Below are 21906 nucleotides of genomic sequence, written 5' to 3'. Positions count from 1 at the left end.
CACCGGAGGAGGGACCATGCTCACGCTCTACACGTTCGGCCCCGCCTTCGGCCTGCCGGATGCCAGCCCGTTCGTCACCAAGACCGAGATGCTGCTCAAGTTCGCCGGCCTGCCGTACCAGACGCGGCGCGGCAGCCTGCTGCGCGCGCCCAAGCGCAAGCTGCCGTATCTGGACGATACGGGCCGCATCGTCGCCGATTCCACGCTGATCCGCCTTTACCTGGAAAAGACCTATCACATCGACTTCGATGACGGGCTCGACCCCGCCCAGCGCGGTATCGCCTGGGCCGCCGAAAAGCTCATGGAGGACAACCTGTACTGGGCGGTGGCGCGCGTGCGCTGGCTCGACCGCGGCAATTTCGACCGCGGGCCGGCCCAGTTCTTCCGCCGCGTGCCGGCGCCGATGCGGGGTCTGGTCGAACATCTGGCGCGGCGCAAGGTTCGGCAGATGCTGTGGAACCAGGGCGCGGGCCGCTACAGCGACGATGAGCTCACCGCGCTGGCCAGCCACGGCGTGGGCGCGATCGCCGATATCCTCGCCGACAAGCCGTACCTGATGGGCGCGCGCCCGTGCGGCGCCGACGCCACGCTGTTCGCCTTTGCCAGCGCGCTGATGTCGCCGGTGTTCGAGACGCCGATCCGCGCGGCGGCGGAAGCGCGTCCCAACCTCGTGGCCTATCTGGCGCGCATGCGGCAGGCCTATTTCCCCGACTTCGCGTTTTTCCCGCTCGACGCCGCTGGCGGGGCCACCCCCGGCGCCCCCGGCCCCGCCGCTGGCGGGGCTCCCGGCCACGCGCCCCGCATGCGCTGAGGCGCTCCGGCGGCACCCGCAACGGGCGCCGGCGCGGCCCGCCATGGTGCATGCGCGGCCGCAGCGGCCGCCAATGGCCGTACAATGTAGGCCGTTTCAGACTTCCTGCGCGGTTTCCATCATGTCCGGCAATACCCTCGGCCTGCTGTTCACAGTCACCACGTTCGGCGAATCGCACGGCCCCGCCATCGGCGCCGTGGTCGACGGCTGTCCGCCGGGCATGGCCCTCGGCGAGGCCGACATCCAGGGCGACCTCGACCGCCGCAAGCCGGGTACCTCGCGCCATGTCACGCAGCGCAAGGAGCCCGACCAGGTGGAAATCCTCTCGGGTGTATTCGAGGGCAAGACCACCGGCACCCCGATCTGCCTGCTGATCCGCAATACCGACCAGCGCAGCAAGGACTACGGCAATATCGTCGAGACCTTCCGTCCGGGCCATGCCGACTACACCTACTGGCAGAAGTACGGCATCCGCGACTATCGCGGCGGCGGCCGTTCGTCGGCGCGCCTGACGGCGCCGGTGGTGGCGGCGGCCGCCATCGCGAAGAAGTGGCTGCGAGAACAGTTCGGGACCGAGATCCGCGGTTATATGGCGCAGCTAGGCGAGATTGCCGTGCCGTTTACCGACTGGAAGCACGTGCCCGAGAATCCGTTCTTCGCGGCCAACGCCGATATCGTGCCCGAGCTCGAGACCTATATGGATGCGCTGCGCCACGATGGCGACTCGGTCGGCGCGCGCATCAACGTGGTGGCGAGCGGCATGCCCGTGGGCCTGGGCGAGCCGCTGTTCGACCGGCTCGACGCCGATATCGCGCACGCGATGATGGGCATCAACGCGGTCAAGGGTGTCGAGATCGGCGCCGGCTTCGACAGCGTGGCGCAGCGCGGCACCGTGCATGGCGACGAACTCACGCCGCAGGGCTTCCGCACCAATCACGCCGGCGGCGTGCTCGGCGGCATTTCCACCGGGCAGGACCTCACGGTATCGCTCGCGATCAAGCCGACGTCTAGCATTCGCTCGCCGCGCGCGTCGATCGACAAGGGCGGCCAGCCCGCCACGGTCGAGACCTTCGGCCGTCACGATCCGTGCGTCGGCATTCGTGCCACGCCGATCGCCGAGGCCATGCTCGCGCTCGTGTTGATGGATCACGCGCTGCGCCATCGCGCGCAGTGCGGCGACGTGCGCGTCGACACGCCGCGCATCCCCGCCCAGTCCTGAGCCCGGATCGCCGTTTGGGCCTGAATTCGGGATCCCGGCCGCAGGCGCAGGCGCCAGTGGCCGGGGCCGGCATCGATACCGCCACCTACCTCCGTTTTGGCCTGTTCTACCTGGGCTACTACGGCTACGTCGGCGTTATCTCGCCCTATATCAGCCTGTATTTCTCCGGACGCGGCTTTGCGCCGGTGCAGATCGGCGTGCTGATGGCCTGCTTCCAGGTCAGCCGCATCGTCGGTCCCTATCTGTGGGGCTGGCTGTCCGACGTCATGCATACGCGCGTGCGCATTCTGCGCCTGACCGCGGTGTCGGCGCTGCTGTGCTTCATGGTCGTGCCGGGAGTCGACAGCTACGGCGGCATGATGGCCATGATGGTCGGCCTCAACCTGATCACCAGCGCGATGTCACCGCTTGGCGATGCGCTGACCATCTCCACGCTGCGCCGCCATGGCGCGTTCGATCATCGCTATGGCCGGGTGCGCATGTTCGGCTCGGTCGGCTTTATCGCCGCCGTGCTGGCCGGCGGCGCGCTGTTCGAGCGCTTTGGCATCCTCGCGTTTCCGTGGCTGGCATGCGCGATGCTGGCGCTGTTCGCCATCGTGGTCCAGGGCATGCGCGATGCGGTGGACGACGGTCCGCGCGTGCGCCCGCCGCCGGCGCTGCCACTGCTGCGCCGTCCGGACGTGGCCTGGTTTCTGGCGTCGGCCTTTCTCATGATGTTTGCGCACGCGGCGCTCTACGTCTTCTATTCGCTCTATCTGGAGCAGCTGGGCTACAGCAAGCTCGCCATCGGCGCGATGTGGACCATCGGCGTGGTCGCGGAGATCGTGTTCTTCTTCTACCAGGGCCGGCTGTTCGCGCGGCTGCCGCTGCGCACGATCCTCGCTGGCACCTTCGTGCTGGCCGCGGTGCGCTTTGGCATGACCGGCTATCTGGCGCAGTTCGCCTGGCTGATGGCGCTGGTCCAGGTCCTTCACGCGGCCACCTTCGCCGCCCATCACAGCGCCAGCCTCAAGCGCCTGCAGCACTGGTTCGCCGGACCGCTGCAGGGGCGCGGCCAGGCGCTCTATACGGGCATTTCGTACGGCGTGGGCGGCACGCTCGGCGGCCTGGCGATGGGGTGGACGTGGAAGACGCTCGCGCCCGCCCATACCTTCGGGCTGGCGGCCGCCGCGGCGCTGCTGGGCGCCGGCTGCGTGTACATGACGTTCCGCAAGGGGTGAGGCGCAGCGCGCCGGAGCGCTACACCAGCGCCGCCACGCGCTCCGCGATGGCCAGCGACGACGTCAATCCGGGCGACTCGATGCCGAACAGGTTGACCCACCCCGGCACACCATGGACCGCGGGCCCATCGATGCGAAAGTCCGCGGCGACCTCGGCCGGTCCGCTGATCTTGGGCCGGATACCCGCATAGCCCGGTTGCAGCGCGCCGTCGGCCAGCGCCGGCCAGTAGCGCCGTACCTCGGCATAGAAACCATCCGCATCGTGCGGCGGCACGCTGTATTCGATGTCGTCGATCCATCGCACATTGGGGCCAAAGCGGGCCTGGCCGCCGAGGTCCAACGTCAGGTGCACGCCAAGTCCGGCCGCTTCGGGCACCGGATAGATCAGGCGCGAGAACGGCGCACGGCCCGCCAGCGTGAAATAGCACCCCTTGGCGTAATACTGCGGCGGTACCTGGGCCGCGGGCATGCCTTCGATACGGCGCGCCAGCGCCGGGGCGGTCAGTCCCGCCGAGTTGATCACGGTCTTCGCCAGCAGCGTGGTGGTGGTCTCGCCGCCCACCTCGAGGCGGATGCCCTGCGCAGTCACGGCACCCGCCAGCACCGGCGACTGCACCGCAAGCATCGCGCCGGCCTGCTCGGCATCGCCCAGCAACGCGGTCATCAGGCCGTGGCTGTCGATAATGCCGGTGGACGGCGACAGCAGCGCGGCATGGCAGGCGAGCTGCGGCTCGAGCGCCTGGGCTTCCGCGCGCGACAGCATGCGCAGATCGTGCACGCCATTGGCCGCGGCCTTGGCGCGAATGCCTTCGAGCGTGGCTACCTGCGCCGCGCTGGTGGCCACGATCAGCTTGCCGCAGCGGCGATGCTCAACGTGATGCGACGCGCAGTAGTCGTAGAGCATGGACTTGCCGCGCACGCACAGTTCGGCCTTGAGCGAGCCGGCCGGATAGTAGATGCCGGCGTGAATCACCTCGCTGTTGCGCGCGCTGGTGATGGTGCCGAAGGCGTTCTCGGCCTCGAGCACGATCACCTCCCGCCTCTGCAGGGCGAGCGCCCGCGCCACCGCAAGCCCCACCACGCCGGCGCCGATGACGACGCAATCCACCTGTTCCATCTGTTCTCCTTGCGATTTATCTGGGGGCCGTGAGGCCCATGCGCGCCGCCGCGGCGGCCAGGTGGGCGAGGGCGGCCGCGCGCGCGCCGGCGGCGTCGCCAGCCGCAATGGCCTCGACCAGCGCCGCGTGCTCGGCATCGGCCGCACGTGGTACGCCACGCGTCGCCGATAGCCGGGCGCTGTTCTCCCACGCCCGCTGGCGCGCCGCCAGCAACTGCTGGCCGACGAAGTCGGTCAGCCCGGTAAAGCAGGGGTTGTGCGCCGCCTGCGCAATGGCGTGATGAAAGGCGATATCGGCCGCCGCCGCGTTCGCGAAATCCTGCGCATGCGCCTGCATGGCGGTGAGCGCGGCGCGGATCGCCGCGATATCGGCCGCGGTGCGACGCTGCGCGGCCATCTCCGCGCACGCGGTTTCCACCACATGCCGTAGCTCGAACAATTGCGCCAGCGTCGGGCCCCCGTCGGGCACGCTGGCCACACGCCAGACCTGCCCCCCTGGCGTCTCCGACACATAGGCCCCCGAGCCCTTGCGCGTAATCAGGACGCCGTCCGCCTTCAACAGGGCAATGGCCTCGCGCACGATCGGACGGCTGACGCCAAACGCGTCGGCCAGCGCGGCTTCGGCGGGCAGGCGTGCGCCGGCGGCAAAGCGGCCAGCGCCAATCTCGTCGCGCAGGTGCTGGGCAATGCGGTTGGGGAGCGAGGCGGGCCGGGACAGGGGTTCCGGTATGGCATGCGGTGGGGATAGCATCGATATGTCAGGCTGTCAGACAGATTTCGAAGGTGCCTGATTCTGGCCAATCGCGCGAGGCCCGTCAAGACATCCGGCGCTGTCGGCGAAGCGGGGCAGGCGGCTGCGGGAGGTGCGGCCCCGTGCACGCACGGATCGCCTGTCCCCGCATCCCCACCAGATAAGGGTCAAGCTTTGGTCAATCCGGTCGATAGCTGACCCATCAAAGGGCAATTCGAGTTGCCATATTCCTGCCACAAGCGCCGCGCAATGAGATCGATCTCATGCACGCGCGACTCATGGAGACGCCAGCCATGATCCAGCTTTCCCCTCACGACCTGCCCGTGGGCCAACCGCTGCCATGGTCGCTGCTCGACGGCGAGGGTAACCTCGTGCTCGGCAGCGGCAGCGTGATTCCCGACGCGCGCGACCTCGCGCTCGTTTTTCATCACGGCATCGTGTGCCGGCCGGACGAAGCGTCCGAGGCCGAGAACGATCCGGTCGGGCATCCGCTGTCCCGCCTCAACGCGGGGCCGCTGGGCCTGCAGATCGGCACGCTGCTGCACGTCAAGACACCGGGGGAAGCGTCGCGCGCCGCGGCCAGCCGCCTGATCGGCTTTATCGAGCAGGGCCTGTTTGTGACGTGGCCCAATCTCGGCGGCCGCGACCTCAATGTGCAGGCGGGCGAGACCTTGCTGCTGCGCGGATTTTCGGGGCAGGCCATTCACAGCTTCACCACCACCGTGACCGCCGTGTGCCGCACGCCGTTCCGCTACCTCGTGCTGTCGGCCCCGGAGCAGACCGAGCAGATGCCGGTCCGCCGCGCGGCGCGCGTCCCCACGCGGCTGGCCGCCTATCTGGTGCAGGCGACCGATGGTCAGGGCGCCGATGGTCAGTTCTCCGATAGTCAGTTGTCCGATAGCCGGGCCATGGCAGGGCAGCCCGCCGATGCGCAAGGCGGTGAGCGCCAGGATGCGGAAGACGACGCCATCGCCGGGCAGGTGGCCAGCGGGCTCGCCCGCCTTGGCCTGCTGTCCGATCTCAGCACCGGCGGCGCACTGGTGCAGACCTCTGCGCCAGGCCTGGCCATCGGCAGCCGCATCCGCCTGCGCTTCCGTCTGCGCACCGCCTCGCTCGATAGCGATGTCACCGTCGACGCGCTGGTGCGCGCGGCGGCCAATACGCAGCAGGACGAGGAATTTCCGGCATTCGGCGTCGCTTTCGACGCGCTGGGCGAGCGCGAGCTCACCTTGTTGCAGTGTTTCATTTACGAGCAACTGCTGAACGCCACGCGCATGCCGCTCTGATCCTGACGACATCACATCGGAAAATTCGCAGAATCGCGATAGACCCCGTCGTGGGCGGGGCCTAGCATTCGACGGATTTTTCTTACTTCGGGAAGTTGTGATGTCGAACCTCATGGACGCGTGCAGGGACGTGTGCAGGGACGCGTGCCGGGCTGCAGCCAGGGCCACGATCAATGTCGGTGGCCCATTCAGAACTACATTCAGGACCACATTCAGGACCACATTCAGGACCACATTCAGGGGCGCCATCGGCGCAGGCGTGGCGGCCGCGATTGCCATGCCCGGCGGCGCATCCCTTGCCGCGGCGCCGGCCTCCCAGTACGCCAGCACCCGATATCCGATCGTGCTGGTTCACGGCCGCAGCGGCGCCGGGAAAATGGGAGGCGTGGTCGATTACTGGTATGGCATGCCCCAGTTGCTGCGCGCCCACGGCGCACGCGTCTACGTGGCCACGCTCTCGGCCTACGAGAGCGATGAGCAGCGCGCGCTGCAGCTGGCTTCCTTCGTGCGCGGCATCAAGCTTGCCACCGGCGCCGACAAGGTCAACCTGATCGGTCATAGCCAGGGAGGCACCACTTCCCGTGTTTTTGCCGCCATGGCGCCGCAGGACGTGGCGTCGATCACCACGATCGGCAGTCCGCACCGGGGGATCGAAGGCCAGGAAAGCCTGCGGCAAGCCGGCAGCCGCCTTGCCCACGTGCCAGTGCTCGGCCCGCTGCTGATCGGCGTGGTCACGGTGTTCTACGAAGCGCTGGGCACCATCCAGGGCGTGAGCAATGGCCGGGTGCTGCCGCAGGACTGGCAGGCCAATGTCAGGAGCCTGTCGACCAGTGGCGCGGCCGCGCAGAATGCGCGGCTCGATGCGGCGCTCAAGCCCGGCACGCCTTCGGCGCTGGGTCCCGATTGCCGGACCGAAGGGGCCACCACCGAGATGCGCGAAGGTGTCGATGCCAACGGCAACAAGACCACCTATGTACATGCCGCGTATTCCTGGACCGGCCGCGGCGGCCGCTTCAGCCTGCTGCGCTCCAATCTGCTCGACCCCTCCACGTACAAGTTTGCCATCTCCGCGCGGCGGCTGGAGCAGCAAGGTGTCGGCCCCAACGACGGCTTGGTGTCGGTGTGCAGCAGCAAGTGGGGCAAGGTACTGTCGACCAGCTACTACTGGAATCACTTCGACGAAGTGAACCAGATCCTCGGCATGCATCAGGATGTCGATCCGCGCACGGTACTGCTCAATCACGCCAACAGGTTGCGCCGTGACAACCTCTGAGCGCCGGGGCGCGCACTGGTACGCGGTGTGGATATTGCCCCCCTGCGCGCTGGCCGGTCTTGCGTGGTGGGCGTTGCGCCCGCTGCCGGCGCCACCGGCACCGGCACCTGCGGTCGCCATGCCGGCGACGGTCGAGGTCACAGCGCCGGCGGCCATGGCCCATGCCGTGATGCCGGCATGGGCCGCCGATGTCGACGTGCCTCCGGGCCCGGAACTCGACGAGCGCGGCAACTTGCGGCTGACACGCGCGCTGCGCACTTACTACGACTACTTCCTGGCGGTCTACCAGGGCCACGGCAGCGAAGCGCTGGAGCGCATGGTGTACGACGATATCCGCGCCCGCGTGCCGGAACCGGCGGCGACGCAGGCGTGGCAGCTGTGGCAACGCTATCGCGACTATGTCGACGCGCTCGGCCGGCTGGCGGCGGAGTCCGGAGCGTCGGCCAGCGAGGACGCGCTTGCCGAACCGGTCGCGTTGGGGACACTGCGTGCGCAATGGCACCGGCGGCGTTCACTGCGCCAGCAATACCTGTCCGATGTGCAGGCCGTATGGTTCGACGAAGACGATCGGTACGATGACGTCATGCTCGACCGCCTTGACATCGTGTCGGATCCGACGCTCGACGCCGAAGCTCGCGCGCGTCGGCTGGAGGCTGCCGATGCGCGCCTGCCGGACACGGTGCGCGCGGCGCGCGCCGAAAACCTGCGGCCGCAACAGATTGGCGAGCGGATCGATAGCATGCTGTCGGCCGGCCATGACGCGCAGGCGATTGCCGCCACGCTGGCGACGGAGTATGGCGCTGACGTCGCGCAGCGTTATGCCATGCAGGCCCAGCAGGACCAGGCGTGGCAGACCAAATATGCGGAATACGCCCGACAGCGGATGCAGTTCGAGCAGTTTGAAGGCCTCTCGGAGGCGGACCGGCAGCAGGCACTCGAACAGTTGCTCACGCAGTCGTTTGCGTCGCCGGCGGAGGCATTGCGCGCGCACGTACACGATGCCGCTTCACGCGCTGCCCCGCCGTGAGCCTTACAACCTGAGCCTTACATATTGACGTAGTTCGGACCGCCGCCGCCTTCCGGCGTCACCCACACGATATTCTGGGTCGGATCCTTGATATCGCAGGTCTTGCAGTGGACGCAGTTCTGCGCATTGATCTGCAGGCGCTCGCGACCCTCGTCGTTCTTCACGAACTCGTACACACCCGCCGGGCAATAGCGCGACTCGGGGCCCGCATACTTCTCCCAGTTGATATTGACCGGCACGCTCGCATCCTTGAGCGTCAGGTGCGCCGGCTGATTTTCCTCGTGGTTCGTGTTGCTGATAAAGACCGAACTCAGGCGGTCGAAGGTCAACTTGCCGTCCGGCTTGGGATACTCGATGCGCGCGCACTCGGCGGCCGGCTTCAGGTAGACATGGTCCGGCTTGTCGCGATGCAGGCTCCACGGCGGATTGCGGATGCCGAGCTTCGGCAGCAGCCATTGCTCGATGCCCGTCATCAGCGTGGCCACCGTGCTGCCCTTCTTGAACCACTGCTTGAAGTTCTTGGCCTGCAGCAGTTCCTTGTGGAGCCAGCTGGCCTCGAAAGCAGCCGGGTAGGCGCTCAGTTCGTCGTGCTGGCGCCCCGCCTGCAACGCCTCGTAGGCGGCCTCGGCCGCGAGCATGCCGGTCTTGATGGCGGCGTGGCTGCCCTTGATGCGCGAGGCATTGAGGTAGCCCGCGTCGCAGCCCACCAGCGCGCCGCCCGGGAACACCGTCTTGGGCAGCGAGAACAGCCCGCCGGCCGTGATCGCGCGCGCGCCATAGCCAATGCGCTTGCCGCCTTCGAAGAACGGGCGGATCTCCGGATGCGTCTTGAAGCGCTGGAATTCCTCGAACGGCGACAGCCACGGGTTGCTGTAGTCGAGGCCCACCACAAAGCCCACCGCCACCTTGTTGTCCTCCATGTGGTAGAGGAACGAGCCGCCATAGGTGGCCGGGTCGAGCGGCCAGCCCGCGGTATGGATCACCAGGCCGGGCTTGTGTTTGGCGGGATCCACCTCCCACAGCTCCTTGATGCCGATGCCGTACGACTGCGGATCCTTGCCGGCGTCGAGCTGGTAGCGCGCGATCAGCTGCTTGCCGAGGTGGCCCCGCGCGCCTTCGGCAAAGATCGTGTACCTGGCGTGCAGCTCCATGCCGAGCTGGAAGTTCTCGGTGGGCTCGCCTTCCTTGTTGATACCCATGTTGCCCGTGGCCACGCCCTTGACCGAGCCGTCCTCGTTGTAGAGCACTTCGGCGGCCGGAAAGCCGGGGAAGATCTCCACACCCATCGCCTCGGCCTGCTGGCCGAGCCAGCGCACGACGTTCGACAGGCTGACGATGTAGTTGCCGTGGTTATGGAAGCATTCCGGCAGCAGCGGGGCACCCTTGGCGCCGCGCTCGTCGAGGAACAGGAAGCGGTCTTCGGTCACCGGCTGGTTCAGCGGCGCGCCCAGCGCCTTCCAGTCGGGCAGCAGCTCGTCGAGCGCGCGCGGATCCATGATCGCGCCGGACAGGATATGCGCGCCGGGCTCGGAGCCCTTCTCGAGCACGCACACATTGACGTCGCCGCCTTTCTCCCGGGCCAGCTGCTTGAGCCGGATCGCCGTGGCCAGGCCGCCGGGGCCGGCGCCAACGATGACGACGTCATACTCCATGGCTTCACGGGGGCCGTACTGCTCCAGGAGCTGTTGCTGATCCATTGTCTCTAACCCTCTACATTGTTCTGGCGGCATGCCTGCCGCGCGTTGCAGCGCGTGAATGCGGACCTGCGGTTATGGGAGAAGCTGTAGCGAACCGGCATGAACCGGGATGCGAGGTCGCGCGCGGTGGCGGCGGCAGTAGCGACAGGGGGGCACCCGCTGTCGCCGGGCCATCGGAGCCGGGGGGGGCGCCGGCGCCGCGGGAGCCCCGGGATGCCTTGCACCATGCCCAGGCGGGCTGGCGCCAAGCCCCTCTACGCGTTTTTCCTCTTTCCCTTTGGGGACCAAGTTCTTAGAATCCTCGGCATTGTCCGGGACTCGACACCCTCAGGCAAGACATTTTTTGGAACGACCGTTCTTTTTTTTGGTATGCCGCCTTCCGCTGCAGAGCGCGGGCGGGCGGCGGGCGTCCGGCAGGTCTGGACGTGCCCCTCACCGAGGTAATTATGGGTTTGTCGATCAATCTGGAAGGCAAGGTCGCGCTCGTGACCGGCGCGTCGAGCGGACTCGGTACGCGCTTTGCCAACGTGCTGGCCGCGGCCGGCGCCAAGGTCGTGCTGGCTTCGCGCCGCGTGGACCGTCTCAAGGAACTGCGTGCCTCGATCGAGGCCGACGGCGGCAGCGCCCATGTGGTGCGGCTCGACGTCACCGACCCCGACAGCATTCGCGCCGCCGTGGCGCATGCGGAAACCGAGGCCGGCTCGATCGATATCCTGGTCAATAATTCCGGCGTCTCCACCACGCAGCGGCTGGTCGACGTGACCGCCGACGACTTCGATTTCGTCTTCGACACCAATACGCGCGGCGCTTTTTTCGTGGCGCAGGAAGTGGCCAAGCGCATGATCGCGCGGGCCAAGGGCGCCGAAAAGCTCGGCAATCCGCTGCCGCAGGCGCGCATCGTCAATATCGCGTCGGTGGCGGGGCTCAAGGTGCTGTCGCAGATCGGCATCTACTGCATGAGCAAGGCCGCGGTGGTGCATATGACCAAGGCGATGGCGCTCGAATGGGCCCGCCACGGCATCAATACCAACGCCATCTGCCCGGGCTACATCGAGACCGCGATCAACCGTCATCACTGGGAAACCGATGCCGGGCAGAAGCTGATCCAGATGCTGCCGCGCAAGCGGCTTGGCCATCCCGAGGATCTCGACGGCCTGCTGTTGCTGCTGGCCTCGGATGCCTCGCGCTTTATCAACGGCGCGGTGATGACCGCCGACGACGGCATGGTCTGACGGGACGTCCCGGCAGCATGCACTGAACGCACGGCCAGGGTCCTGCCGCGCGGCGCGCCACAAGCGCGCGCGCGGCGCCGCCGAGGTCCGCCCCCCGGGCTTATCCGGTCCCCTGGGGCACAGGGCATTCGCATCGTGTGCCGTGCATCGTGAACAATACGGTCGCCCCGCGAGACGACAGTACGCGCCATTGTTGGCATAATCGGCTGCTGCACACAGCCATGACATAACACGAAAAAATGCCGCGCGGCCAGACAGGCCAGGGCGGCCCGGACCGGAGGCCGGGTAGATGGATCAAGAGGAGCAGGCACGGCGCGACGCCATGCCGCCACAAGCTGCCCCGCAGCACGTCGTCGATTCCGCGGTCATTGCCGAGGCGGTCGACGAAGCGAAGGACAGCGAATTCCGCGTGTCCCCGCGTATCGAGGACTGGATTGGCGTGATCGTGATGGTATTGCTGGTCGGCATTACCTTCGCCAATGTGATCGTCCGCTACTTCACCGACGAATCGTTCGCCTGGACCGAGGAATTTTCGGTCTTCCTGATGATCGTGCTCGCGCTCGTGGCCGGCAGTGCCGCGGTGGCGCGCGATCGCAATATCCGCATCGAGTTCTTCTTCGAGCGCGGCAGCGCGGCGCGCCGGCGCCGGCTCGCGATCCTGTCGGCGGTCGCGGTGGCGGTCATGTTCCTCGCGCTGGCCGTACTCGGCGCGCGCGTGACCTGGGACGAATATACGTTTGGCGAAACCTCGCCGGGTATTGGCGTGCCGAGCTGGTGGTACTCGGTCTGGCTGCCGGTGCTGTCGATCGCCATCGTGCTGCGCGCGCTCGGGCTCGCGCTGCGCAATCTGCGCGCACTCCGCGAATCAAGCCGGCGGCACGAGGCCGGCGGCGGCGACGGAAATGCCGCGGACGGGCGGGGAGGGCAGGCACGATGACGCTGGTCGCCATTATCCTGTTCGCGGTCTTTATCCTGCTGATGCTGCTGGGCGCGCCGATCGGCGTGTCGCTCGGCCTCGGTGGCGTGGTGGCGATCGCGCTGTCCAACCTCGATACCCAGATGTTCGGCCTGCTGGCGGTGCCGCAGAACTTCTACGCGGGCCTGGCCAAGTATCCGCTGCTGGCGATTCCGATGTTCGTGCTGGTGGGGTCGATCTTCGATCGTTCCGGCGTGGCGCAGCGGCTGGTCACGTTTGCCATCGCGATCGTGGGGCGCGGCCCCGGCATGCTGCCGCTGGTCGCCATTCTGGTCGCCATGTTCCTGGGCGGCATCTCCGGCTCGGGCCCGGCCAACGCGGCCGCGGTCGGCGGCGTGATGATCGCGGCGATGTCGCGCGCGGGCTATCCCGCCGCGTACAGCGCCTCGGTGGTCGGCGCCGCCGCCGCCACCGACATCCTGATCCCGCCGTCGGTGGCGTTCATCATCTACAGCGTGCTGGTGCCGGGCGCGTCGGTGCCGGCGCTGTTTGCGGCGGGCATGGTGCCGGGCATCCTGGCTGGCGTGGCGCTGATCGTGCCGGCGGTCTGGCTCGCGCGCAAGCACAACATGGGCGCGGTGGAAGCCGCGCTGCCGCGTCCGCCGTTCTGGAAGAGCCTGCGCGAAGCCGCGTGGGGCCTGGTGGCGCCGTTCCTGATTCTGGGCGGCATGCGCGCGGGCTGGTTCACGCCGACCGAGGCCGCCGTGGTGGCGGTGGTCTACGGCCTGTTCGTCGGCATGGTGATCTATCGCTCGATCGGCCTGCGCGACCTGTTCGTGATCTTCCAGGAAGCCGCGGAAACGTCGGCCGTGATCCTGCTCGTGGTGGCGCTGGCGGGCATCTTCGCCTATGCGCTGTCGACGCTCGGCGTGATCGACCCGCTCGCCAACGCGATCGCCAGCTCCGGCCTCGGCGAGTATGGCGTGCTGGCGCTGATCGTGCTGCTGCTGATGACGGTAGGCATGTTCCTCGACGGCATCTCGATCTTCCTGATCTTCGTGCCGCTGCTGCTGCCGATCGCCAACGCGTTCCACTGGAACCCGGTCTGGTTCGGCGTGGTACTCACGCTCAAGGTCGCGCTCGGCCAGTTCACGCCGCCGCTGGCGGTGAATCTCATGGTGTCGTGCCGGATTGCCCGCGTACGCATGGAGGAAACCGTGCCGTGGGTGATCTGGATGCTGCTGGCGATGTTTATCGCCATGCTGATGGTCTTGGCCTATCCGCCGCTCGCCACGTGGCTGCCCGACCGTCTCGGTTACTGACGCCCGCCGGTTCGCTTCACGATTCGCTTCACGCTTCGCATAACCAGACCCATCGATTCCCAACCAGGAGAGTTGTATGAAACGCCGTGCCCTGATGCTGTCCGTTGCCGCCACGATCGCCGCCGCGGCGCTCGCCCCCGCTGGCGCCATGGCCCAGACCTACAAGTCCGAATACAAGATGTCCCTCGTGGTGGGCACGGCCTTCCCGTGGGGCAAGGGCGGCGAGATCTGGGCGGACCTCGTGCGCCAGCGCACCAACGGCCGCATCAACATCAAGCTGTATCCGGGCACCTCGCTCGTGGGCGGCGACCAGACCCGCGAGTTCTCCGCGATCCGCCAGGGCGTGATCGACATGGCGGTCGGCTCGACCATCAACTGGTCGCCGCAGGTCAGGGAACTGAACCTGTTCTCGCTGCCGTTCCTGATGCCCGATTACAAGGCCATCGACGCGCTCACGCAGGGCCCGGTCGGCAAGCATATCTTCACGACGCTGGAGAAGGCCGGCGTGGTACCGCTGGCCTGGGGCGAGAACGGCTTCCGCGAGGTCTCCAATTCCAAGCATGAGATCCGCAAGCCGGAAGACATGAAGGGCCTCAAGTTGCGTGTGGTCGGCTCGCCGCTGTACATCGAGACCTTCAACGCGCTCGGCGCCAACCCGACGCAGATGAGCTGGGCCGACGCACAGCCCGCCATGGCCTCGGGCGCGGTCGACGGCCAGGAAAATCCGCAGTCGATCTTCGCCGCCGCCAAGCTCTACACCGTGGGCCAGAAGTACGTCACCACGTGGGGCTATGTGGCCGACCCGCTGATCTTCGTGGTCAACAAGCAGATCTGGGAAAGCTGGACGCCGGCCGACCGCGACATCGTGAAGCAGGCCGCCATCGACGCCGGCAAGCAGGAAGTCGAACTCGCGCGCAAGGGCCTGATCGACGCCGGCGCACCGGCCTGGAAGGACATGGAGCAGCACGGCGTCAAGGTGACGCAGCTCACGCCGGCCGAGCGCGACGCCTTCCGCAAGGCCACGGCCAAGGTCTACGACAAGTGGAAGAAGCAGATCGGCGCCGACCTCGTGACCCAGGCCGAAACCTCGATCGCCAAGCGCTGATCCGGCCGCCGGCCGCAACCTGTCAGCGGCTTACCAGCCGCTGCACCAGGTCCACCGAAGTGTGCGCGCCATACTTCTTCATCAGCCGCGCACGGTAGATATCGACCGTGCGCGGGCTGATTGCCAGCAGCTTGCCGATCTCCTTGCTGGTCCTGCCTTCCACCAGCTGCGCCGCGATATCGCGTTCGCGTGCCGTCAGCTCCGCCGTTACCGGACGTTTCTGCGACAGGTCCTCGAAGGTCCAGATGCCCGCGCCGAGCGGCTGCCGCCGGTCCAGTGCGCGCCCCGTGACGTGGCACCAGAACAGCTCGCCACCCGCGCGTTTCATGATGCGCTCGTCCGAATACATCCCCCGGGTGTTCATGATCGGCACGATACGCGCGCCCGTGCGCTCGAATTCGTCCGCGCTGGGGTATAGCACCTGGAACGACTCGCCGATGAGGGCGGCCCGCGTGGTGCCGAAGATGCGGCAGACCTCGTCGTTGCAGTCCTCGATCATGCGCTCGCGCGACAGCACGAGACCGACCGGCGCCAGCTGGAAGGCAGTCTGGTAATCGATGGCTGGCATGGTCCCCTGGGTAGTCTTGTCCCTTATGTACTTTTACGTAATGGCGTAGCGGGTACGCCCTGTCGTATCCTGTCGCACCGGTTACGAAACGATGGCCGCGTGGATTGCGAAACGACGGTCACCACAGCGCGGATTGTACCGTTACAATTTCCCGGCGTCGTCGCCACTCATTCCCGTGGCGCCGACGCGGAAGGGCAGGCAACCCGAGCAGGGCACGCAACCCGAGGGAATCGAATCACCCCGAACACCGAGGAACAAGGAGCAAAGCATGAACAAGGTCTACGCCAGCGCCGCGGAGGCGCTCGCGGGCGTCGTCCGTGACGGCCAGACGATCGCCGTGGGCGGTTTCGGCCTGTGCGGCATCCCGGAAGCCCTGATCGCCGCGCTGCGCGACAGCGGTGCCAAGCAGCTGACCTGCATCTCCAACAACGCGGGCGTCGACGGTTTCGGCCTCGGCCTGCTGCTGGCCACGCGGCAGATCAAGAAGATGATTTCGTCGTACGTCGGCGAAAACAAGGAGTTCGAGCGCCAGTACCTGGCCGGCGAACTCGAGCTCGAGTTCACGCCACAGGGCACGCTGGCCGAGAAGCTGCGCGCCGGCGGCGCCGGCATTCCGGCGTTCTTCACCAAGACCGGTGTCGGCACCATCGTGGCCGAAGGCAAGGAAGTGCGCGAGTTCAATGGCCAGCAATACGTCATGGAACAGTCATTGACGGCCGACGTGGCGCTGGTCAAGGCCGACAAGGCCGACAAGGCCGGCAACCTCGTGTTCCGCCGCACCGCGCGCAACTTCAACCCGATGTGTGCCATGGCGGGCAAGATCACCGTGGCCGAGGTCGAGCAGATCGTCGAGACCGGCGAGATCGATCCCGATGACGTGCACCTGCCGGGCATCTTCGTGCAGCGCCTGGTGCTGAACGCCCATCCCGAGAAACGCATCGAGCAGCGCACCGTGCGTGCCAAGTAACCCTGCAATCAAGGAGAAACATCATGGCATGGACACGTGACGAAATGGCCGCGCGCGCGGCCCGCGAACTCGAGGACGGTTTCTATGTGAACCTCGGCATCGGCCTGCCGACGCTGGTGGCCAACCATGTGCCGCAGGGCATGGAGGTATGGCTGCAGTCCGAGAACGGCCTGCTGGGCATCGGCCCGTTTCCGACCGAGGACGAAGTGGACGCCGACATGATCAATGCCGGCAAGCAGACCGTGACGACGCTGGACGGCTCGTCGATCTTCTCGTCGGCCGACTCGTTCGCGATGATTCGCGGCGGCCATATCAATCTGGCCATCCTCGGCGCGATGCAGGTCAGCGAGCACGGCGATCTTGCCAACTGGATGATTCCGGGCAAGATGGTCAAGGGCATGGGCGGCGCGATGGACCTCGTGGCCGGCGTCGGCCGCGTGGTCGTGCTGATGGAACACACGGCCAAGAAGAAGGACGGCAGCGAGGACATCAAGATCCTCAAGGACTGCAACCTGCCGTTGACGGGCGTGGGCGTGGTCAACCGCATCATCACCGATCTGGGGGTGATCGACGTGACCGAGTCGGGCCTGAAGCTGGTGGAAATGGCGCCGGGGGTGACCCGCGACGAAATCCAGTCGAAGACCGGTGCGCCGCTGAAGTAACGGGCCTGGAAGTAACGGGCCTGGAAGTAACGGGCCTGAGGTAACCGCCCTGAAGTAACCGGTAAGTCGTCAGCCGCACGTGGCGTATCGTGCCACGTGCGGCGCGGCACTTACTGTGCCACCCAACCCCCATCCATATTCCAGATCGCGCCGCGCACCTGGCGTGCCGCGTCGCTCGACAGGAATACCGCGAGCGCACCGAGTTCGTCCGGCGTGACGAACTGACCCGACGGCTGTTTCTCGATCACGAGCTCGCGCTTGGCCTGCTCGATGTCGATGTGCTCCTTCTCCGCGCGCGCTTCCACTTGTTTCTGCACCAGCGGCGTCAGCACCCAGCCCGGGCAGATCGCGTTGCAGGTCACGCCGGTCTGCGCCGTTTCCAGCGCCGTGACCTTGGTGAAACCCACGATGCCGTGCTTGGCGGCCACGTAGGCCGACTTCTGCGCCGAGGCCACCAGTCCGTGCGTCGAAGCCACGTTGATGATGCGGCCCCAGTTCTTCTGCTTCATGCCGGGCAGCGCCAGGCGCGTGGTGTGGAAGGCCGAAGTCAGGTTGATGGCGATGATCGCGTCCCAGCGCTCGACCGGGAAGTCCTCGATGTTGGCGACGTACTGGATGCCGGCGTTGTTGACGAGGATGTCGGCACCGCCGAACTCGCTGTCGGCATACCGCATCATGTCCTCGATCTCGCTGGCCTTGCTCATGTCGGCACCGTGGTAACCGACCTTGATGCCGCTACCGGCATTGGCGATCGCCTGCTTTGCGCCGTCGGCGTCACCAAAGCCATTGGCGATGATATTGGCGCCTTGGGCGGCCAGGGCCTGCGCGATGCCGAGTCCAATGCCACTGGTGGAGCCGGTAACCAGTGCGGTCTTGCCTTTGAGCATGAATGCCTCCATCGAAGGGAATGAGGTAGCCGGGCACGCCGGGCCCGGCCGGTAGGATGTGCTGTGGCATTGTACTCGTCGCGGCGTACAATCCTGCTTTGCCCATTTGCCGCTCCGCCCGATTCCTTTGCCGCGCGGAGCCGCCTTTCGAGGGAATCCAGATGTCCTCCAGTCCGCGTCTCGGCTTTGTCCAGTGCATCAGCACCGCCGGCCTGCATCGCATGGCCTATCACGAGTGGGGCGACCCGGCCAATCCGCGCGTGCTCCTGTGCGCGCACGGGCTGACCCGCACCGGCCGCGATTTCGATACCGTGGCGCGCGCGCTGGCGGGCGAGTACCGCGTGATCTGTCCCGATGTGGCGGGCCGTGGCCGCTCCGACTGGCTCGCCGATCCGCGCCGCTACGTGATTCCGCAATACATGGCGGACATGGTTACGCTGATCGCGCGGCTCAATGTCGAGCAGGTGGACTGGTTCGGGACCTCGATGGGCGGCCTGATCGGCATGAGCCTGGCGGGCCTGCCCAACTCGCCGGTGCGCAAGCTGCTGCTCAACGACGTGGGCCCCAAGATCGCGGCACCCGCGCTCGAGCGCATTGGCGCGTATCTCGGCCTGCCGGTGCGCTTCAAGACGTTCGAGGAAGGCCTGGCCTACCTGCAGACCATCAGCGCGTCGTTCGGCCGCCATACGCCCGAACAATGGCGCGAGCTCAACGCCGCCATTCTCAAGCCGCTGCCATCGGCCGAGGGCATGGAGTGGGGCCTCCATTACGATCCCGCGCTGGCGGTGCCGTTCAAGGAGGTTACGCCCGAACTCGCCGCGGCCGCCGAGGCCGCGCTGTGGCATCAGTTCGAATCCGCCACCTGCCCGATCCTGATCGTGCGGGGGGCGCAGTCGGACCTGCTGCTGCGCGAGACCGTTGCCGAGATGACGGCACGCGGCAAGCAGGTCACGTCGGTGGAGATTCCCGACGTGGGGCACGCCCCGACCTTTGTCGATCCGGCGCAGGTCGCGGTGGCACGCGAATTTTTCCTTGGCACCTGAGGTTGCCGCCTACCCGGTGCCGGTGGTCCGGCACCGATTACGCATCGATACATCATGAGCACCAACGCACTCAAGCGCGCCCACGTGGGCAAGCGCCTTTCCGAATACGCGGTCTACAACGGCGTGGTCTACCTGGCCGGCCAGGTGCCGGAGGTCGATCCCAAGGCTGACCTGCGCGGCCAGACCCGCGAGGTGCTGGGCCATATCGACCGCCTGCTGGCGGAGGCCGGCAGCGACAAGACGCGCATCCTGTCGTGCCAGATCTTCCTGACCGACATTACGCGCATCGGCGAGATGAACGAGGTCTGGGACGAGTGGGTCGCACCGGGCAACACGCCGCCGCGTGCCACGGTGGAAGCCAGGCTGGCCAATCCCGACTACCTGATCGAAGTGGTGGTGACCGCTGCCTTGAACTGAAGCGGAGCGCCGTGACATGGTGACGTCGACCGACGTAACGGGGCGCACAGCCGGCGTCCCGGACGCGCACCTCGTCGAATGCGCGCTCGCGTATGTGCGCGAGAAGGGCGAGGGGCCCGAGCGACAGGGCGAGCCCGCGCGGCTGCCCACCGGCGAGAGCGTGCTGTCGCATGCCGAGGGCATGCTGCGCATTCTCGACGGCCTGCGCGTCGACGACGCCGCGCGCGCGGCCGCCTGCCTGTTCCCGGTGGCGGCATTCGTCGACGGCGCCGAGGCCGAGATCGGCCCGCGCTTCGGTGAGGAAGTCGAGCGTCTGGTCAAGGGCGTGCGGCAACTGCTGCGCATCGGCGCCATCGCGGTCACGCAGACCGACGCCGGCCAGTCCGCGCAGGCGCTGCAATCCTCCCAGTCGTCCAAGGCCGAGGCCGCCGCGCGCCAGGAGCAGGTGGAAGCGCTGCGCAAGATGCTGCTCGCCTTTGCGCAGGATATTCGTGTGGTGCTGGTGCGTCTGGCCTCCCGCCTGCAAACGCTGCGCTGGCTGGCACAGACCAAGGCCGCGCCGCTGCCGGGCGTGGCACGCGAGACGCTCGATATCTATGCGCCGCTGGCCAACCGGCTCGGGATCTGGCAGATGAAGTGGGAGCTCGAGGATCTCGCCTTCCGCTTCGAGCAGCCCGAGACCTACAAGCGCATCGCGCGCCTGCTCGACGAAAAGCGCATCGAGCGCGAAAGCTATATCACCGAGGCCATCGCGCGCCTGCAGACGGAACTCGCCACCGCGGGCATTCGCGCCGAGGTGAGCGGGCGGCCCAAGCATATCTACAGTATCTGGAAGAAGATGCGCGGCAAGGAGCTCGACTTCGCCGACCTGTACGATGTGCGCGCGTTCCGCGTGATCGTCGACGACATCAAGGACTGCTATACCGTGCTTGGCATCGTGCACCATATCTGGCAGCCGATTCCGCGCGAGTTCGACGACTATATCTCGCGACCCAAGTCCAACGGCTACCGCTCGCTGCATACCGTGGTGATCGGCGACGACGGACGCGCGTTCGAGGTGCAGATCCGCACCCAGGAGATGCACCACTTCGCCGAGTACGGCGTGGCCGCGCACTGGCGCTACAAGGAGGCCGGTGCCAAGGGCTATGGTGGCAACTTCGCCGCCAACGAACGCTACGACGAAAAGATCGCGTGGCTGCGGCAGCTGCTCGCGTGGAAGGACGATGCCGACCATACGGTCGCGCACGAGGACTCGCCGTGGGAGCAGCTCAAGCATGCCGCCATCGACGACCATATCTACGTGCTGACGCCGCAGGCACGCGTGGTGGCGCTGCCGCAGGGCGCCACGCCGCTCGACTTCGCCTATTACCTGCACAGCGATCTCGGCCATCGTTGCCGTGGCGCGCGCGTGGACGGCGCGATGGTGCCGCTCAACACGCCGCTCAAGAACGGACAGACCGTCGAGATCGTGGCGGTCAAGCAGGGCGGCCCCTCGCGCGACTGGCTCAACGCCGAGCTCGGCTACCTGGCCAGTACCCGGGCGCGGCAGAAGGTGCGCTCGTGGTTCAACGCGCTCGACTCGCAGGAGACCATCGCGCAGGGCCGCACGCTGATCGAAAAGACGCTCCAGCGCGAAGGCAAGACTGCGGTCAATCTCGACGACCTGGCCACGCGCCTGCAGTTCAGGACCACCGACGAGCTGTTTGCGGCGGTGGCGCGGGAGGAGTTCAGCCTGCGTCATGTGGAACACGCGCTGCGCCATCCCGAAGGCGAAGCCGAGCCGCAGTTCAACGAGGAAGAGGCGGTCACCAAGAAGAGCCGTGCCACCAGCGTGGCGCGCGGCGCCAAGAGCGGCGTGCTGGTGGTGGGTGTGGATTCGCTCATGACGCAGATGTCGCGTTGCTGCAAGCCGGCACCGCCCGACGAGATCGTCGGCTTTGTCACGCGCGGGCGCGGTGTGTCGATCCATCGGCGCAATTGCCATACGTTCCTGCAGTTGTCGGCACGCGCGCCCGAGCGTGTGATCCAGACCGAATGGGGCAAGCGCAGCGATGCGGTCTATCCGGTCGATATCCAGGTAGAGGCGGTGGACCGGCAGGGGCTGCTGCGCGATATCTCCGAAGTACTGTCGCGCGAGAAGATCAACGTGACCGGCGTGAAGACGCTCACCAGCAAAGGCGTGGCCCGCATGCAGTTCACGGCGGAGGTCGCGGAGGCCACGCAACTGCAGCGCGCGCTTTCCTTGATCACGGACGTGCAAGGGGTGTTGCAGGCCAAAAGAAAGTGATGTTATACTTGCGGCTTCGCTAGGCTCGTAGCTCAGCTGGTTAGAGCACCACCTTGACATGGTGGGGGTCGTTGGTTCGAGTCCAATCGAGCCTACCAA

General features: G+C 67.0%; 20 protein-coding genes and 1 tRNA gene. 16 read left to right on the top strand and 5 right to left on the bottom strand.

Features of this window, described 5'->3' with window-relative positions; translation table 11 throughout:
• The first annotated feature begins 16 nt into the window (after positions 1–16).
• From DFLDMN_RS05625 to DFLDMN_RS05615, 3 genes are all read left to right on the top strand, one after another.
• Complete coding sequence (locus tag DFLDMN_RS05625; RefSeq protein WP_423197490.1) at positions 17–811, top strand: glutathione S-transferase family protein; 795 nt, start codon at positions 17–19, stop codon at positions 809–811.
• A gap of 121 nt (positions 812–932) precedes the next feature.
• Positions 933–2030, top strand: coding sequence for a chorismate synthase (gene aroC / locus DFLDMN_RS05620; protein ID WP_423197489.1), 1098 nt, complete (start codon positions 933–935; stop codon positions 2028–2030).
• 14 nt (positions 2031–2044) lie between these two features.
• On the top strand, positions 2045–3250 hold the full coding sequence (locus DFLDMN_RS05615; RefSeq protein WP_423197488.1) for an MFS transporter: 1206 nt from the start codon (positions 2045–2047) through the stop codon (positions 3248–3250).
• A gap of 19 nt (positions 3251–3269) precedes the next feature.
• Here DFLDMN_RS05615 and DFLDMN_RS05610 read toward each other — a convergent pair whose 3' ends face one another.
• Both DFLDMN_RS05610 and DFLDMN_RS05605 read right to left on the bottom strand, forming a co-directional pair.
• On the bottom strand, positions 3270–4367 hold the full coding sequence (locus tag DFLDMN_RS05610; RefSeq protein ID WP_423197487.1) for an NAD(P)/FAD-dependent oxidoreductase: 1098 nt from the start codon (positions 4365–4367) through the stop codon (positions 3270–3272).
• A 16-nt stretch (positions 4368–4383) separates the two neighbouring features.
• On the bottom strand, positions 4384–5118 hold the full coding sequence (locus tag DFLDMN_RS05605) for a FadR/GntR family transcriptional regulator (protein WP_423197486.1): 735 nt from the start codon (positions 5116–5118) through the stop codon (positions 4384–4386).
• A 293-nt stretch (positions 5119–5411) separates the two neighbouring features.
• On the opposite strand from DFLDMN_RS05605, the gene DFLDMN_RS05600 reads away from it, so the two are divergent.
• From DFLDMN_RS05600 to DFLDMN_RS05590, 3 genes are all read left to right on the top strand, one after another.
• Positions 5412–6404 (top strand): flagellar brake protein, encoded by a 993-nt coding sequence (locus tag DFLDMN_RS05600; protein WP_423197485.1) that lies wholly within the window; start codon positions 5412–5414, stop codon positions 6402–6404.
• Between the two features lie 259 nt (positions 6405–6663).
• Positions 6664–7677: an esterase/lipase family protein gene (locus tag DFLDMN_RS05595; protein WP_423197484.1), complete on the top strand. Its 1014-nt coding sequence runs from the start codon at positions 6664–6666 to the stop codon at positions 7675–7677.
• The gene (locus tag DFLDMN_RS05590) at positions 7664–8704 is read left to right on the top strand and encodes a lipase secretion chaperone (RefSeq protein WP_423197483.1); all 1041 of its coding nucleotides are present in this window, start codon (positions 7664–7666) and stop codon (positions 8702–8704) included. The genes DFLDMN_RS05595 and DFLDMN_RS05590 overlap by 14 nt, the downstream gene beginning before the upstream one ends.
• Positions 8705–8721: 17 nt before the next feature.
• Here DFLDMN_RS05590 and DFLDMN_RS05585 read toward each other — a convergent pair whose 3' ends face one another.
• On the bottom strand, positions 8722–10401 hold the full coding sequence (locus DFLDMN_RS05585) for an electron transfer flavoprotein-ubiquinone oxidoreductase (protein WP_423197482.1): 1680 nt from the start codon (positions 10399–10401) through the stop codon (positions 8722–8724).
• Positions 10402–10847: 446 nt separating this feature from the next.
• Here DFLDMN_RS05585 and DFLDMN_RS05580 point away from each other — a divergent pair, with 446 nt between their 5' ends.
• From DFLDMN_RS05580 to DFLDMN_RS05565, 4 genes are all read left to right on the top strand, one after another.
• Complete coding sequence (locus DFLDMN_RS05580; RefSeq protein ID WP_423197481.1) at positions 10848–11633, top strand: SDR family oxidoreductase; 786 nt, start codon at positions 10848–10850, stop codon at positions 11631–11633.
• 289 nt (positions 11634–11922) lie between these two features.
• Positions 11923–12570 (top strand): TRAP transporter small permease, encoded by a 648-nt coding sequence (locus tag DFLDMN_RS05575; RefSeq protein ID WP_423197480.1) that lies wholly within the window; start codon positions 11923–11925, stop codon positions 12568–12570.
• Complete coding sequence (locus DFLDMN_RS05570) at positions 12567–13871, top strand: TRAP transporter large permease (protein WP_423197479.1); 1305 nt, start codon at positions 12567–12569, stop codon at positions 13869–13871. The genes DFLDMN_RS05575 and DFLDMN_RS05570 overlap by 4 nt, the downstream gene beginning before the upstream one ends.
• Positions 13872–13947: 76 nt before the next feature.
• On the top strand, positions 13948–14976 hold the full coding sequence (locus DFLDMN_RS05565) for a DctP family TRAP transporter solute-binding subunit (protein WP_423197478.1): 1029 nt from the start codon (positions 13948–13950) through the stop codon (positions 14974–14976).
• Positions 14977–14998: 22 nt separating this feature from the next.
• Here DFLDMN_RS05565 and DFLDMN_RS05560 read toward each other — a convergent pair whose 3' ends face one another.
• Positions 14999–15544 (bottom strand): LuxR C-terminal-related transcriptional regulator, encoded by a 546-nt coding sequence (locus DFLDMN_RS05560; RefSeq protein ID WP_423197477.1) that lies wholly within the window; start codon positions 15542–15544, stop codon positions 14999–15001.
• Positions 15545–15812: 268 nt separating this feature from the next.
• Between DFLDMN_RS05560 and DFLDMN_RS05555 the strand changes: the two genes are divergently transcribed.
• On the top strand, positions 15813–16511 hold the full coding sequence (locus tag DFLDMN_RS05555) for a CoA transferase subunit A (RefSeq protein ID WP_423197476.1): 699 nt from the start codon (positions 15813–15815) through the stop codon (positions 16509–16511).
• A 23-nt stretch (positions 16512–16534) separates the two neighbouring features.
• The gene (locus tag DFLDMN_RS05550; RefSeq protein ID WP_423197475.1) at positions 16535–17173 is read left to right on the top strand and encodes a CoA transferase subunit B; all 639 of its coding nucleotides are present in this window, start codon (positions 16535–16537) and stop codon (positions 17171–17173) included.
• A gap of 110 nt (positions 17174–17283) precedes the next feature.
• On the opposite strand, the gene DFLDMN_RS05545 is transcribed toward DFLDMN_RS05550, so the two are convergent.
• Positions 17284–18060, bottom strand: coding sequence for a 3-hydroxybutyrate dehydrogenase (locus DFLDMN_RS05545; protein WP_423197474.1), 777 nt, complete (start codon positions 18058–18060; stop codon positions 17284–17286).
• A gap of 161 nt (positions 18061–18221) precedes the next feature.
• On the opposite strand from DFLDMN_RS05545, the gene DFLDMN_RS05540 reads away from it, so the two are divergent.
• From DFLDMN_RS05540 to DFLDMN_RS05525, 4 genes are all read left to right on the top strand, one after another.
• Entirely contained in the window at positions 18222–19103 is an 882-nt protein-coding gene (locus tag DFLDMN_RS05540; protein ID WP_423197473.1) for an alpha/beta fold hydrolase, read from the top strand.
• 54 nt (positions 19104–19157) lie between these two features.
• Complete coding sequence (locus DFLDMN_RS05535; protein WP_423197472.1) at positions 19158–19520, top strand: RidA family protein; 363 nt, start codon at positions 19158–19160, stop codon at positions 19518–19520.
• Positions 19521–19536: 16 nt separating this feature from the next.
• Positions 19537–21807 carry a RelA/SpoT family protein gene (locus DFLDMN_RS05530; RefSeq protein WP_423197471.1) on the top strand — a complete coding sequence of 757 codons (2271 nt, stop codon included), beginning with the start codon at positions 19537–19539 and terminating at the stop codon, positions 21805–21807.
• A gap of 21 nt (positions 21808–21828) precedes the next feature.
• A tRNA-Val gene (locus DFLDMN_RS05525) sits at positions 21829–21905 on the top strand.
• Position 21906 lies beyond the last annotated feature (1 nt).

The sequence above is a fragment of the Cupriavidus sp. H19C3 genome (genome assembly GCF_049393815.1).
In the GTDB taxonomy this organism is placed as follows: Bacteria; Pseudomonadota; Gammaproteobacteria; order Burkholderiales; family Burkholderiaceae; genus Cupriavidus.
This window is presented reverse-complemented; position numbering and strand designations above follow the sequence as displayed.